The following is a 13728-nucleotide window of genomic DNA, read 5'->3' as shown; positions in this document are numbered from 1 at the left end:
GGGCGCTCGGGCGGAGTGCTAACGACCTTCTGCTTGCTCAAACGCGAAATGATCGGCTCGCGCTCTCCGCGCGAGCGGAGGTGAGTCGCCCATTGCCGTGGAGGAACGAGGCAGACCCCCAGCACACAGCCCCGGCCCCGCCGCACTGCTCTACGTCGAGCAGGACCGAAGGGGCGTCCGTCAGCCGTGGGAGTCCTCTTCACGGGCCCGCCAGGCAGACGTATCTCCACCGCCGTCCTGCGCGACGCCACACACTGGGACGACGTGGTCACCAAGCTCGGCTACGAACATCTGCCCCGCCACGACCTCCGGCACACCGCACTCACCTGGTTCGCCCACGCCGGGGTCCACGTACACGTCCTACGCAGGATCGCCGGCCACGGTTCACTGCCCACCACCCAGCGCTACCACCCGGACGTCCACAAGATCACGGCCGGCGCCGGGGGCGGCGCGCTCGGCCCACTTCTACGTGCTGCGCGCACCGCGCTCACTCCCGGGCCCCATCGTCATGACCCGCAGACCCGCAGACCCGGTCAAGGACGCCGGACCTCCACCGGTCCCCAACTAGTCCCCAAAAATGATCAAGGGCCGGTCTCGGATTACTCCGAAACCGGCCCTGACCTGCGACTGTCTCCAGTCGGGACGACAGGATTTGAACCTGCGACCCCTTGACCCCCAGTCAAGTGCGCTACCAAGCTGCGCCACGTCCCGATGCGTTTTCGCCCGGTTGCCCAGGGCGGCCTCGCAGGACAAACATTACCTCACTCCGAGGACCGGATCGACGTCCGGGCCTGCTGGGCGCGGGCCGCCAGCCCTTCGGCTCCGCAGGCCATGGCCTGCTTCTGGGCACGGGCCAGTTCCCGGTGCGAGCCGATCGCGATGCCGTAGTCGACGCGGGCGAGCGCGTGCTCGTAGGCGGAGGAGGACTTCTCCAGGTGGCGGACCGCGTCGGCGAGGAGGTGCTCCGCCTCCTCGGGCGGTGCGAAGAGCGCGACGCAGCGCAGGGCTTCGCCGATGGCGGTCTCCGTGCCGAACCGTTCGGCGTGCACCCGGGCGCGGGCCGCGAGGTGGGCCGCACGGCCCGGGTCGTCGTCGGCCAGGGCACGGGCGAGGTCACCGGCCCACGGCGCCCAGACGCCGTTGAACCGTTCGCGCGGCTCCAGGGCGGCGCCCGCCGCTTCGAGTTCGGCGACGGCCTCTTCCTTACGGCCTTCGGCCAGCAGCAGGCGGCCCACGACGCACGGGCCGTCCGGCAGCACCATCGCGCTGGGGTAGGGCGGCCCGAAGTGGTAGCGGTCGGCGATCTTGCGGGCCTCGGCGGTGCAGCCGCGGGCCAGCAGCGTGTCGATGAGCAGACATGCCGCGTCCCAGTGGACGGGCAGGCCGGAGCCGACCCGGTCGGCGAGGCGGAGCCCCTCGCGCAGGAAGCCCTCGGCCTCCGCGAGGCGGCCCCGACGGCGGTGGACCATGCCCAGCAGGGTGTGCGCGAACGCCAGGTGCGCCCCGCTCCAGCCGGAGATCTCGAAGGCCCGTACGGCTTCGCCGAAGAGGCTCTCGGCCCGGTCCAGCTGGTCGGTGAAGGCATAGGTGATGCCGACCATGGTGGGCAGTTCGAAGCCCCACTCGGAGTCGGTCCAGCCCAGGCCCCGGGCGGGGCTGCCGTCGATCAGGGCGCGTTCGCACAGGTCGACGATGAGCTGGGCGTTCTCGCCGCGCAGCATGGCGTCGAAGGCCCGCAGGGTGAGCAGCGCCCGTTCGGCGTTGTCGCGGCCCTTGAGGTGGTCGGCGTTGCGGGTCAGGCGCTGGGAGCGGGCCGGTCCGTCCTCCTCGATGGCCTGCATGCCCTCCCACATGAAGTGCGCGGCCTGCAGCCGCATCAGGCCGGGGCCCGGAGCCGTACGGGCCGCCTCGGCGGCCAGGGAGAGCGCCGCTTCCTTGAGCTGGTTGTTGTGGGCGAGCGCGGCGGCGAGGCGGAACGTCGCGTCGATCCTCAGGCCGTCGTCGAGCCCCGGCATGTCCAGGGCCGCACGCAGGTGCTGCACGGTGGTGGGCGGTGAGCTGAGCAGGGTGGCGCAGCCCAGCTCGTACAGCAGGACCGCGCGGTCCTTCGGGCGGGGCGGCTCCTCCAGCGCACGCTCCAGACAGCGCCTGGCCGCTTCGGGGGCGCCGACGGCGAGGTGCTGGCCCGCGGCTTCGCGGAGCTGGGCGACCAGTTCCTGGTCGTCGTCCGGGTGGACCTCCAGCAGGTGGCGGGAGGCCGCGGCGGCGCCGAGGCCGGCCCGGGTGATGGCCCAGGCGGCGCGTCCGTGCATCGCGGTGCGGGTGGCCGGCGGGATGGAGCGGTAGACGGCGGTCGCGATCAGCGGGTGGACGAACTCCAGCGGGTCGAAACCGCTGACGATACGGGCGTCGCGCAGCCGCGCCGTGCAGTCGGCGGCCTCCGCCGAACTCATCCCGGCGAGGGTGGCGGCCAGCTCCTGGGAGATGTCGGTTCCGAGCACGGCCGCGGCCCAGGCGAACCGGTTGGCGTTGGTGCCGAGCCGCTCCAGCCGGGCGACGAGTCCGCTGCCGCGGGCGGAGGCGCCCAGCTCCCGCAGCTGTCCGGCCGATTCCTCGACCGGCGCCAGCTCCTGGTCCTGGACCTTGGCGACCAGCTCGACGGCCTCGTACGGGTTGCCTCCGGTGACGGCCCACACCTCGCGGCAGAACGGGTCGTCGGCGTGTTCGCCCAGGGCCGCGCGGGCCAGTTCGGCGGTGGCGTCCGGGGTCAGTGCCCGCAGGGCGACCCGGGTGATGGTGCTCGGTCCCTCGGCATCGCGCTCCGCCTCGCGGTCGGCGGCGTAGCTCGCGTTGCGTTCGGCCATCTCCTGCGGCCGGTACGCCTGGACGACCAGGAGCGGGAGTTCACCGAGGCGGGCGGTGAACGAGGCCAGCCAGGAGAGGGATTCGCCGTCCGCCCAGTGGGCGTCGTCCACCAGCAGCAGTAACGGCCGGTGGCTGAGGCGGGAGGCGAGCCGGGCGACGACGAAGTCGAGGCCGTCACGGACACCCTGCGGGTCGGGCTGCGGGCCGCTGGGCTCGGCGAGCCCGAGCGCGGGCGCCGTGGTGTCGTACCAGTCGCCGAACAGAGCCCGGGTCTCGTCGGGCGGGAGCTGGTTCAGTGCGGGCTGGAGCAACTGCCGTACGACGTGGAACGGTACGGAGGTGACGGTCTCGCCGCCACGGGCGGACCAGATGGTGCAGCGGTCGGCGGCCATCGCCCGGATCTCGGCGAGCAGGGCGGTCTTCCCGAGCCCCGCCTCCCCGCTGAAGACCAGGAGTCCGCCGGCGGCCTGCGCTCCGCACAGGTCGTCCACCGCACGCGCGGCGGCGGCGAGTTCCGGTTCACGCTCGTACAACGGCCGGGACGGCTTCATGCCCACCCTTCCCCAAATGGCATGCAGTGACGACGGTCGAGCCTAGTCGTGCGCGGGTGCTCACCGACAGGGTTCGGCCGATTCCTTGCAGGTACGAGGCACAATCGAGTAGTGAACGAGACGCACAGGGACCGTGACACCGAAGGCCGGGCACGCAACGCGCGCCCCCGGGACGGACTGGGGCGGCCGCTGCCCTACGGAACACCCGGAGTGGAGCGGCAGCCCGAGGGCGTCGTCCGCGCACCGCACGAGACGCTCCGGGAGGCACAGCGGCTGCTGGACGCGGGGATGCCGTTCCACGCCCACGAGGTGTTCGAGGACGCCTGGAAGTCGGGGCCGCAGAGCGAGCGCGAGCTGTGGCGGGGGCTCGCACAGGTGGCCGTGGGACTGACCCATGCCGCGCGCGGCAACACGGCGGGCGGGGCACGGCTGCTGCGCCGGGGTGCGGGCGCGCTCACCTCGTACGGGCAGGCCCGGCCGCACGGCATCGGGGTCGACGGACTGGTCGACTGGGCCCGGGAGTTGGCCGGCCGGGTGGAGACGGGCGGCACGGTGGACGCGGGGGCCGAGGCGCCCCGGCTGCTGGGGTAGCCGGGGAGGCTCCCCGGTCCGGGCGGACGGCGGAAGGCCCTGGGCCGGGAACGGGCCTGCCGATCAGCCGTTACGATCCGGCTCCATGAGCACTTCTGACCAGGACCAGGACCAGGACCGGGACCGGCGCAAGGGCCGGGACCGGGGCACCGACGCCCCGATAGCCGAGGACGTACGCGACGCCGAGGACACCGACACGGGCACGGGCAAGGACATCGACGTCGAGGACCGACGGACCGGCATCGGGGACAGCGGCACCGAGGCCGGGGACAGCGGCACCCGCTTCGAGGACGGCGAGACCGGCGGCGCTGACACCGAAACCGGCGGCGCTGACAGCGAGACCGACGTCGGTGACGGTGAGACCGGGAAGAGACTGACGCCGCGCCAGGCCCGGCGGCTGCGGATCGTCCTCTCCTCCGTGGGCATGGCCGCGATGGGCGTGGTCCTCGCCCTGCGGATCGCGAGCCGGTCGTCGGTGCTGGTCGTCGGCGTGTACGGGCTGGCGCTCATCCTGTGCGGCCTGGTGATCGAGCTCAGCAGGAACGGCCGCACCAGGCTCGGCAGCTGGCTGCTCGGGGCCGGCCTGGTGGCCGCTGTCGGCGCGGACTGGCTACTGCTTCCCTGAGTCGCGCGGCTCCACACGTGAGTGGCGGCTCCAGGGACCGCCCCCTGATCGTTTGATCGCTTCCGCCTCCTTCTGGTCGATCTCTTGACCGCTTACGAACGCTCGATCAGGATTTCGGTGCCGACCGCGTCGACCACGAAGGGCCTGGCCTTCCCGTATGACGACCTTCCGCTCCCCCTCCTTCGGACTTCCCCCGGAGGACCGGGGGTCGAGCCCTCACACCGGGTACACCCGAGCGCACTGGGAGGCCGCCGCCGACGGGCTGCTGCACGCCGCCTGGCAGTGGGCCACCCCCGGCGGGGCGCTGCTCGACCTGCCCGGCCCCCCGTCACACTCCGGGGTGCGCTCCGACGGTCTCGAGGGGTACGCGCGGACCTTCCTGGCGGCCGCCTTCCGGGTCGCCGGGGCCGCGGGGAAGGACCCGCACGAATGGCTGGATCGGTACGCACGGGGGCTCGCGTCCGGTACCCGTACGCCGGGGCGGGACGACACGGAGTCCTGGCCGGTCATCCTGGACCACCATGTGCAGGGGCAGCCGATGGTGGAGTCCGCGTCCGTCGCGCTCGGGCTGCGGCTCACCCGGCCCTGGCTCTGGGACCGGCTGGAGCCCGGGGTGCAGGACCGGGCCGAACAGTGGCTGCGGGGTGCGCTGCGGCATCTTCCGGCGGGCAACAACTGGTACCTCTTCCCGTACACGGTCGCCGGCTTCCTGGAGTCGGTGGGACGCGGGGACGCGGAGACGGCCCGCGCCCGGGAGCGGGCGCTGGACCTGCTGGAGGGCTGGTACCGGGGCGGCGGCTGGTACGCAGACGGCGACGGGCGCGCCTTCGACCACTACAACGGCTGGGCGCTGCACCTGTATCCGACGCTGGACGCCCTCCTGGCGGGCGACGAAGGCGCCTTGGGGCACCACGGGCAGCGGCTGCGCGAGCACCTGGAGAGCTTCTCGCTGATGTTCGGCGGCGACGGGGCCCCGCTCCACTTCGGGCGCTCGCTCACCTACCGCTTCGCCGCGAGCGCGGCCGTGGGCCTGGGCGCGGTGTCCGGACACACCCCGCTCTCCCCCGGGGTGTCGCGGCGGCTGGTCAACGGGTCGCTGCGGTACTTCCTGGAGCGCGGCGCGAGCGGCGGTGACGGCCTGCTGAGCCTCGGCTGGCACGGCCCCCACCCGGCGACGCTGCAGTCCTATTCCGGTCCCGCGTCGCCCTATTGGGCGTCGAAGGCGTTCGTCGCCCTGTTGGCGCCCGCCGGGCACCCGCTGTGGGCGTCGGTGGAGGAGCCGGCGCTGAGCGAGGGCCCGGACCGGGTGCTGTCCGTACCGGCGCCCGGGTTCCTGGTGCAGTCGACGCGGGCGGACGGGGTGGTGCGGCTGCACAACCACGGCAGCGACCATGTCCGCCCGGACGAGGGCGAGTCGGCGGCCGGCGCGGACCCGCACTACGCGCGGCTCGCCTACTCCACCGTGACCGGACCGACGTCGGCGGCGAACCCGGCGGACAACCACCTGTCGGTGACGGTCGGCGGGGTACGCAGCACCCGGCGCCGTATCCATCCGCTCGGGGCCGGGCACGGCGAGGGCTGGGGCTGGGCCGGGTCCTGGCACACCCCCGTCTTCCCGGCGGGGCCGTCCACCTCCCCCGGCCTCCGGGTGGAGAGCGTGACGGTGGCGCGGGGCCGCTTCGAGCTGCGGGTGCACCGGGTGCTGGGGGCGCCGGACGGGGCACGGGCCGAGCTGACCGGCTGGGCGGCGGAGCCCGGGGGTCCGGTGTGCTCCCAGCTGTACGGGCTCCACGGCTGGGAGGCCCTGGAGGAGGTACGGGCCCCGCAGGGCACGGCGTTCACCCGCTGGGCGGTGCTGCCCCGGCTGGCCGTCGACGCGGCGGGGACGGTGGTCCTGGTCGCCCTCGCGTCGCTCACGGCGGAGCCGGGGGCCGGGCCGTTGGAACCGGTCGTGGACGAGGTGGTCGTGGGGCGCGGTCCGGACGGTGAGACGGTCGAGGCCGGCTGGGCGGAGGACGGGACGCGGACGCGGATCGTCTTCGGCCGGGGGTCGGTGGCGGTGGATCACTCGTAGGGAGGACGGCGGATCGTCCTCGGGCCGGGGTCCGAGGTCCGGGGCCCGAAGTCCGGGGCCCGAGGCCCGAGGCCCGGGTTCGGCCACCAGGGTTCAATCGCCATGGACCACACATAGGCCGGACCACAGCCCCGGTCACACGTCGGTACGGATCACCACCACCAGGGTGCGGGGGCCGTGCACGCCCTCCACCCGCTCCAGCTCGATGTCGGAGGTGGCCGAAGGGCCGCTGATCAGCGTCGTCGGCCGCTCGGGCACCAGCTTGGCCACCGCCTCGGGCACTCCGGCCTGGACGGAGGAGAGGTCGATGACGCAGAGGTGCAGATCGGGGACGAGGGACAGCGCCCGGCGGCCCTGGTCGGGCGAGCCGTCCAGGAAGATCGTGCCGGTCTCGGCGCAGCCGGCGGCCGAGGCGGTCACCACCGCGTCCAGGCAGTCCAGTTCGGGCGCGGTGACGTCCGCCGAGTCCCGGCTCACCTCACCGTCGTAGGCGTCGAGCCAGTGGGGATCCAGCCCGGCCGGCACACCGATCCGGCGGGCGCCGTGGTCGCGCAGCACGTCGGCGAGGATCCGCGCCGTGCGGTCGGCGGTGCAGGGGTGGACCTCGGCCTTGTAGTCGAGGAGCCGGTCGGTGAAGAGGGCGAGGCGTTCGCCGTCGGGCAGGACCCGGCCGGTGCGGTAGTCGCGCGGTACGACGGTGGCGGGCGTCGGGGCCAGGGCCAGGGCCTCACGGACCCGGCCGAGCACGGTGTCACGGGCACGCGTCACTTCGTCCCTTCCTCTCCCTGCCCCGGGTCCTCCGCATCGGCCGCATCGGCTCCCCGCCCCCGGTCGTGTTCGTCGGCGGCCGCCCGGAGCGCCGCCCGGCCCTCGTCGGAGGCGAACCAGGCGCGGAAGGTCTGCCGGGGCGGGGCCGCCGTGTCACGGCTCTCGCTCCAGCCGCTGAGCGGCGCGGGCAGCCGGGAGATCATCCCGTCACGTCCCGCGACCACACGGCCGAGCCCGGCCGCCTTCTGCGCGCCCGTGTACAGCGCGGGCCGTCTCATCACGGCGGCGGCCGCCTTCATCGCCAGCTTCTCGGGCGTGGTGCCGGCCTGTTCGGTGTGCTGGTGGCGCAGCTCCACCAGCAGCGAGGGAATGTCGATCTTCACGGGGCAGGCGTCGAAACAGGCCCCGCAGAGGCTGGAGGCGTACGGCAGCGAGCTGTTGGGGTCGTCGGTGGTGGCATCCATCCCGGCGAGCTGGGGAGTGAGGACGGCGCCGATCGGGCCGGGGTAGGTCGAGCCGTAGGCGTGGCCGCCGGTCCGTTCGTAGACCGGGCAGACGTTGAGACAGGCCGAGCAGCGGATGCAGTTGAGCGCCGCGCGCCCGACGGTGTCGGCGAGGGCCGCCGTACGGCCGTTGTCGAGCAGCACCAGATGGAAGTCCTGGGGGCCGTCGCCGGGTGTCACCCCCGTCCACAACGAGGTGTAGGGGTTCATGCGTTCACCGGTGGAGGAGCGCGGCAGCAGTTGGAGGAAGACCTCCAGGTCCTGGTAGCGCGGCAGCACCTTCTCGATGCCCATCACGGTGATCAGCGTGTCGGGGAGGGTGAGGCACATGCGGCCGTTGCCCTCGGACTCGACGACGGAGAGGGTGCCGGTCTCGGCGATGCCGAAGTTGGCGCCGGACACGGCGACCTTCGTCGTCATGAACTTCTGCCGCAGATAGGCACGGGCCGCCGCCGCGAGGTGGGCCGGGACGTTGTCCAGATCCTGGTCGACGCCGGGGATGCGGTCCAGGAAGATCTGCCGGATCTCGTCCCGGTTGCGGTGGATCGCCGGCACCAGGATGTGCGACGGCTTGTCGTGCGCGAGCTGCACGATGAGTTCGGCGAGGTCGGTCTCGTACGGGGTGATGCCGACCGACTCCAGGTGCTCGTTGAGCCCGGTCTCCTGGGTGGCCATCGACTTGACCTTGATGACCTCGCCGCTGCCGGTGGCCTTCACCAGCCCGGCGACGATCTCGTTCGCCTCGGCGCCGTCGCGCGCCCAGTGGACGGTGCCGCCGTGCTCGGTGACCTTGCGCTCCAGTTGTTCGAGGAGTTCGGGCAGCCGGTTCATCGCGTCGGTCTTGATGGCGGAGCCGGCGGCGCGCAGCGCCTCCCAGTCGGGGAGTTCGCCGGTGACGCTCAGTCGTTTGGCGCGGATGGTGGTGGTGGCCTTGCCGAGATTGCGGCGCAGCTGTCCGTTGCCCAGCTCGTGGCGGGCGGCCCGTGGGAAGGGCTCGTCGCCGCGCAGGTTTCCGGTGCCGTACGGGGAGCGGGGCGGCCGGGCGGGCATGCCGAGGAAGGTGCTCATACGGCGGCCTCCGTCAGGTCGTCGGGGGTGGCGCGGGTGGCGGCGAGGATCCGGGCGAGGTGGAGGGTGCGGGTCCCGGAGCGGTTACGGGAGAGCCCGCCGCCGATGTGCATCAGGCAGGAGGAGTCTCCGGCCGTGCAGACCTCCGCCCCGGTGGTGGCGATGCTGTCCAGCTTGTCGTGGAGCATCGCGGTGGACGTCCCGGCGTTCTTCAGGGCGAAGGTCCCCCCGAACCCGCAGCAGGAGTCGGCGCCGGGCAGCTCGACGAGGTCGATGGAGTCGACGGCACGCAGCAGCCGGAGCGGTCTGTCGCCGACGCGGAGCATCCGCAGCGAGTGGCAGGTCGGGTGGTACGTCACCCGGTGCGGGAAGTACGCGCCGACCCCGGTCACCCCGAGGACGTCGACGAGGAGCTCGGAGAGTTCGTACGTCTTCGCCGCGACGGTGGCCACCCCGGCGCGCAGGACGGCGTCCCCGTAGCGGTCGGCGACGATCGCGTGCTGATGGCGGACCGAACCGGCACACGAACCGGACGGCACGACGACCGCGTCGACGGAGGCGTCGCCGAACTGTTCGGCGAAGTTCCTGACCAGGGGAACGGGTTCGCGTTGGTACCCGGTGTTGATGTGCATCTGCCCGCAGCACGTCTGCCCCGGCGGGAACACCACCTCGTGTCCCAGGCGCGTGAGCAGGACGGCGGTGGAGCGCACCGCGTCGGGGAAGAGCGTGTCTCCCAGGCAGGTGGCGAAGAGTCCGATGCGCATGGGGCCTCCCCCTTCGGGTTCCGGTTCACTGCTCAGTTCACTACAAGGTTCCGTCGGTTCACTTCAAGGTTTCCGTCGGTGCGGGCGGACCGATCGAGGTCTATAGGTATGACCGAACAGAGATCGCATTCTCCGGGCGCCCCATGGCAGCACACGAAAGCGGTACACGGCAGCGGTACACGAAGGCGGCACGCGAAGGCCCCGACCGGTTCGGCGGTCGGGGCTTCGGTCGGCCCGTGCGGAGGGGCCGGGGGGGGTGCGGCGATGCGGGCGCCGCGCGTCAGCGGGCCGGTGGGTTTCCGGGGGTTCCCGGGATGTCCTTGCCGTGCAGACGGCCGCGCTGCGGGTCGAAGAGGTGGGCGGCGGCTCCCGCCACCACCAGTCCGGTGGCGATCAGGAGGCCGTGGCCGATGGCGATACCCATGCCCAGGGCGGTGAGGCCGAAGGCCATCCCCAGCCAGGCGTTGCGACGGCGGTACTCGCGCGGGCTGCGCGGGGTGCCGTCCGACATGGCCGCCGCGAAACCGGGGTCGTCGCGATGCAGCTGCTCCTCAAGGGCTCGCAGCCGTTCGTCGTACGTGGGCATGGTGTCTCCCTCCCGGTTCGGAGACCTCTCGGCCCCTCCGGCGCCGGCGCCGTGATACGGCACAGCCAGGGCCCCCGGGGCCCTCGATTTCATGATCGACGGGGATGTCCGGAAGGGCCATCGGGGGCAGCACCCATATTCGAGGGGGTGCACCATGTAGACGAGCGGTGGGCCGTGCGCCCTCCCACCGGCCGAGCGGGGGCATCCGGGCGACGGCGCGTTCCCCGCGCGCAGCGACGATAGTGGAGGCTGTCGACGCCCACGTCAATGCCCGCGTCAACGCCCGTGACCGCTCCGACGTCCGATGGAGGCCGTGCTCCCTTGTCCCTGTTCTGGCGGATCTTCCTGCTCAACGCCGCTGTGCTCGTCGCCGCGGGCACCCTGCTGCTGCTCGGCCCGATCACCATCTCCACACCGGTCCTGCTGACCGAGGCGATGATCCTGACCGGCGGGATCGCCTTCATGCTCGCCGCCAACGCGGCCCTGCTCCGGCTCGGCCTCTTCCCGCTCCAGCGGGTCACCCGCGCGATGACCACGACCGACCTGCTGCGCCCGAGCCCGCGCCCCGAGGTCGCCGGGCACGGCGAGATCGCCGCCCTGATCGAGACGTTCAACACGATGCTCGACCGGCTGGAGGCCGAGCGCGCCACCAGCAGCGCCCGCGCGCTCTCCGCCCAGGAGGCCGAGCGCCGCCGGGTGGCCCAGGAGCTCCACGACGAGGTCGGGCAGACCCTCACGGCGGTCCTCCTCGAACTCAAGCGCGTCGCCGACCACGCCCCCGAGCCGCTCCGCGGCGAGCTGCGGCAGGTCCAGGAGATCACCCGCGGCTCCCTCGACGAGATCCGCCGGATCGCCCGCCGGCTGCGCCCCGGGGTGCTGGAGGAGCTGGGTCTGGTCAGCGCGCTCACGGCTCTGATCACCGAGACGCCGACGCCCGACGGGCTGACGATCCGCCGCCGGACGGGCAAGGACCTGCCCGAACTGGACGCCGAGGCCGAGCTGGTCATCTACCGGATCACGCAGGAGGCACTCACCAACACGGTTCGCCACGCGCGGGCGTCACAGCTCGAACTCTCCCTGCGCCGCAGCTCCTGCGGGGTGGAGCTGCGCATCCGCGACGACGGCCGGGGCCTCGGGGACGCCCCCGAGGGCGCGGGTCTGCGCGGCATGCGCGAGCGCGCCCTGCTGATCGGCGCCGAGCTGTTCCTCGGCCCGGGGCCGCAGGGCGGTACCGAAGTACGTCTCGATGTGCCCGTCCGAAACGGAAGCCGGTGACCATGTCCCTCTCCTCCCCGCCCCCCTCCCGGAGCGCCGCCGCGCCGACCCGGATCCTGCTGGCGGACGACCACGCCCTGGTACGCCGGGGGGTCCGGCTGATCCTCGACGGTGAGCCGGACCTCACGGTCGTGGCCGAGGCCGGCGACGGCGCCGAGGCCATCGACATGGCCCGCGCCCAGCAGCCGGATCTGGCCATCCTGGACATCGCGATGCCCCGGCTCACCGGCCTCCAGGCGGCGCGCGAGCTGTCCCGGGTCCTGCCGGACCTGCGCATCCTGATGCTCACGATGTACGACAACGAGCAGTATTTCTTCGAGGCGTTGAAGGCGGGGGCGGCCGGGTACGTCCTCAAGTCGGTCGCCGACCGGGACCTGGTGGAGGCCTGCCGGGCGGCGATGCGCGACGAGCCGTTCCTCTACCCGGGCGCGGTCACGGCGCTCATCCGCAACTTCCTCGACCGGGCCAGGGACGGCGAGGATCTTCCGGCGCGGGCGATCACCGAACGGGAGGAGGAGATCCTCAAGCTGGTCGCCGAGGGCCACTCCTCCAAGGAGATCGCCGAGATGCTCGTCATCAGCGTCAAGACGGTGGAACGGCACCGTGCCAACCTGCTCCAGAAGCTCGGGCTGCGTGACCGCCTGGAGCTCACCCGGTACGCGATCCGCGCGGGCCTGATCGAACCGTGACCGCCGCCCACGAGCACAGGCCCTCGCACCGCGGGCAGTTCATGTGATTCTCACTCGACCCGCATAAAGTGCACCCGTGACCCAGATGACCCCGCCCGGCTGGCACCCAGACCCCGGGCATTCAGGTAAAGGCCCCGCTCAGGAACGCTGGTGGGACGGAGCCCGGTGGACCGGCCACGTGCGCCCGTCGCCCGCCGCGGTCCGCAGCCGCGGAATCCGTATCGGAGTCGGCGTGACCGTCGGCGCCGTGGTGCTCGCCGCGATCGGCGGCGGGGTGTACCTGCTGCGCGAGGACGACGGCGGCCGGCCGGGCATCGCGGTCGCCTCACCGTCCGCCACCCCCGAGGCCCCCGGCGGGCCGGGCGCACCGGACGGCGGAGACAAGGGCGGCGAGGACGGGGACGGGAGCGGCGAGGAGGACAGCGGCACCCAGGGGCCCGGCGAACAGCTCCCGCCGACCGAGCCGGGCTATGCCACGGACCTCGCGGCCGGGATCAGCCTGCCGGTGCCCAAGGGGTGGACGGGCAGGTCGGCACCGGTCGGCGCCGGGCTGACGACGGGTGAGCACCCCTGCCCCGGCGGCCCTGACAAGACGTGTGTGCGCGGAGGGGTGTTCTCGGCCCCCGCGGTGGCGGTGAAGCTGACGGCCGGGACGCCGGAGGAGGCGGCCAAGAAGGACATCGCCGTCAACGCCGAGCAGTCCTACGGCGGGGAGTCCTACGGGAAGATCACCTCGCACGAGGAGGTCAGGTCCGCTCCGGTCACCGTGGCGGGCCAGCAGGGCTACGCGGTGCGCTGGAAGGTGGTGACGGAGAAGGGCGACGACGGATACGTGGAATCGCTGGTGTTCCCCTCCCCTGCCGCCAAGGACAGGCTCGTGGTGGTCCGGTCCGGCTTCGACATCAACAAGGACGCGCCGAAGCTGTCCGTCCTGGACGAGATCGTCAAGGGCATCAAGGCCGCGTCGGGCACGGGCGCGGGCAACGGCGGAGCCGCCTGAGCCGCACCGCCTCCGGGGAGCCGGGCGGGACCGAAGGGTCCGGCCCGGCTCCCGGCGCGCTCAGCCACTTCCCAAGAGGTTCCCAGGAGAACTTCCGCCGATGCTCGGCCCGTGACGATCGCGCGGGTCGCCGTCGACGGTGACGGACGCGTCGTACCGGCGCCAGCCCGCCCACAGGTCCACCGCGCGAGACCGTAGCTCCCGGGCCCACGGTGACAGCCCACTCCCCCGTGGGCGACGGTGATCGTCAGCGCGGTGCCCGTGGCGCCAAAGTTGCTGAGGATGAGGGTGAGGGTGAGGTCCAGATTGACCCGGCCCCGGCCGCCCCGGCACGCAGAAGGCCGGGTGCGGGTTTGTGCGGAACCCGCC

The 13728-nt window shown here is 72.9% G+C and carries 11 protein-coding genes, 1 tRNA gene and 1 pseudogene; 7 read left to right on the top strand and 6 right to left on the bottom strand.

Translation table 11 applies throughout. From position 1 onward, the window contains the following. Positions 1–195: 195 nt before the first annotated feature. A pseudogene (locus tag AB0917_RS30175) lies at positions 196–568 on the top strand (site-specific integrase); the annotation flags it as partial. A gap of 69 nt (positions 569–637) precedes the next feature. On the opposite strand, the gene AB0917_RS30170 reads toward AB0917_RS30175, so the two are convergent. Together AB0917_RS30170 and AB0917_RS30165 are read right to left on the bottom strand one after the other, a co-directional pair. Then, positions 638–711: transfer RNA gene (locus AB0917_RS30170), tRNA-Pro, on the bottom strand. Positions 712–761: 50 nt separating this feature from the next. After that, positions 762–3416 carry an AAA family ATPase gene (locus AB0917_RS30165; protein WP_366822849.1) on the bottom strand — a complete coding sequence of 885 codons (2655 nt, stop codon included), beginning with the start codon at positions 3414–3416 and terminating at the stop codon, positions 762–764. A 111-nt stretch (positions 3417–3527) separates the two neighbouring features. Here AB0917_RS30165 and AB0917_RS30160 point away from each other — a divergent pair, with 111 nt between their 5' ends. The 3 genes from AB0917_RS30160 (at position 3528) to AB0917_RS30150 (ending at position 6706) form a co-directional block, all read left to right on the top strand. Continuing rightward, a complete protein-coding gene (locus tag AB0917_RS30160) occupies positions 3528–4007 on the top strand; it encodes a DUF309 domain-containing protein (RefSeq protein WP_366822848.1) in 480 nt (159 codons plus the stop codon). A gap of 85 nt (positions 4008–4092) precedes the next feature. Next, positions 4093–4632, top strand: a complete 540-nt coding sequence (locus AB0917_RS30155; protein ID WP_366822847.1) for a hypothetical protein — start codon at positions 4093–4095, stop codon at positions 4630–4632. A 157-nt stretch (positions 4633–4789) separates the two neighbouring features. Next, the gene (locus AB0917_RS30150; RefSeq protein ID WP_366822846.1) at positions 4790–6706 is read left to right on the top strand and encodes a DUF2264 domain-containing protein; all 1917 of its coding nucleotides are present in this window, start codon (positions 4790–4792) and stop codon (positions 6704–6706) included. A 135-nt stretch (positions 6707–6841) separates the two neighbouring features. Here the strand turns inward: AB0917_RS30150 and AB0917_RS30145 are convergent, their stop codons facing one another. The 4 genes from AB0917_RS30145 to AB0917_RS30130 form a co-directional block, all read right to left on the bottom strand. Then, entirely contained in the window at positions 6842–7474 is a 633-nt protein-coding gene (locus AB0917_RS30145) for an LUD domain-containing protein (RefSeq protein ID WP_366822845.1), read from the bottom strand. Further along, complete coding sequence (locus AB0917_RS30140) at positions 7471–9045, bottom strand: lactate utilization protein B (RefSeq protein ID WP_366822844.1); 1575 nt, start codon at positions 9043–9045, stop codon at positions 7471–7473. Before AB0917_RS30140 ends, AB0917_RS30145 begins: the two co-directional genes overlap by 4 nt. Further along, the gene (locus AB0917_RS30135; RefSeq protein ID WP_366822843.1) at positions 9042–9809 is read right to left on the bottom strand and encodes a (Fe-S)-binding protein; all 768 of its coding nucleotides are present in this window, start codon (positions 9807–9809) and stop codon (positions 9042–9044) included. Before AB0917_RS30135 ends, AB0917_RS30140 begins: the two co-directional genes overlap by 4 nt. 280 nt (positions 9810–10089) lie before the next feature. Beyond that, positions 10090–10395 carry a DUF3040 domain-containing protein gene (locus tag AB0917_RS30130; RefSeq protein WP_366822842.1) on the bottom strand — a complete coding sequence of 102 codons (306 nt, stop codon included), beginning with the start codon at positions 10393–10395 and terminating at the stop codon, positions 10090–10092. A 321-nt stretch (positions 10396–10716) separates the two neighbouring features. On the opposite strand from AB0917_RS30130, the gene AB0917_RS30125 reads away from it, so the two are divergent. From AB0917_RS30125 to AB0917_RS30115, 3 genes are all read left to right on the top strand, one after another. After that, positions 10717–11670, top strand: a complete 954-nt coding sequence (locus tag AB0917_RS30125) for a HAMP domain-containing sensor histidine kinase (protein WP_366822841.1) — start codon at positions 10717–10719, stop codon at positions 11668–11670. A 2-nt stretch (positions 11671–11672) separates the two neighbouring features. Continuing rightward, positions 11673–12359 carry a response regulator transcription factor gene (locus tag AB0917_RS30120; protein WP_366822840.1) on the top strand — a complete coding sequence of 229 codons (687 nt, stop codon included), beginning with the start codon at positions 11673–11675 and terminating at the stop codon, positions 12357–12359. An 85-nt stretch (positions 12360–12444) separates the two neighbouring features. Further along, positions 12445–13359, top strand: a complete 915-nt coding sequence (locus tag AB0917_RS30115; protein ID WP_366822851.1) for a DUF2510 domain-containing protein — start codon at positions 12445–12447, stop codon at positions 13357–13359. Positions 13360–13728 lie beyond the last annotated feature (369 nt).

Source organism: Streptomyces sp. NPDC007346 (genome assembly GCF_040703535.1).
Classification (GTDB): domain Bacteria; phylum Actinomycetota; class Actinomycetes; order Streptomycetales; family Streptomycetaceae; genus Streptomyces.
This window is presented reverse-complemented; position numbering and strand designations above follow the sequence as displayed.

Coding starts and splice junctions, on each gene's coding strand:
- AB0917_RS30120 (WP_366822840.1), top strand. CDS start 11,673: ATGTCCCTCTCCTCCCCGCCCCCCTCCCGGAGCGCCGCCGCGCCGACC.
- AB0917_RS30115 (WP_366822851.1), top strand. CDS start 12,445: ATGACCCCGCCCGGCTGGCACCCAGACCCCGGGCATTCAGGTAAAGGC.
- AB0917_RS30150 (WP_366822846.1), top strand. CDS start 4,790: ATGACGACCTTCCGCTCCCCCTCCTTCGGACTTCCCCCGGAGGACCGG.
- AB0917_RS30165 (WP_366822849.1), bottom strand. CDS start 3,416: ATGAAGCCGTCCCGGCCGTTGTACGAGCGTGAACCGGAACTCGCCGCC.
- AB0917_RS30155 (WP_366822847.1), top strand. CDS start 4,093: ATGAGCACTTCTGACCAGGACCAGGACCAGGACCGGGACCGGCGCAAG.
- AB0917_RS30130 (WP_366822842.1), bottom strand. CDS start 10,395: ATGCCCACGTACGACGAACGGCTGCGAGCCCTTGAGGAGCAGCTGCAT.
- AB0917_RS30135 (WP_366822843.1), bottom strand. CDS start 9,809: ATGCGCATCGGACTCTTCGCCACCTGCCTGGGAGACACGCTCTTCCCC.
- AB0917_RS30140 (WP_366822844.1), bottom strand. CDS start 9,045: ATGAGCACCTTCCTCGGCATGCCCGCCCGGCCGCCCCGCTCCCCGTAC.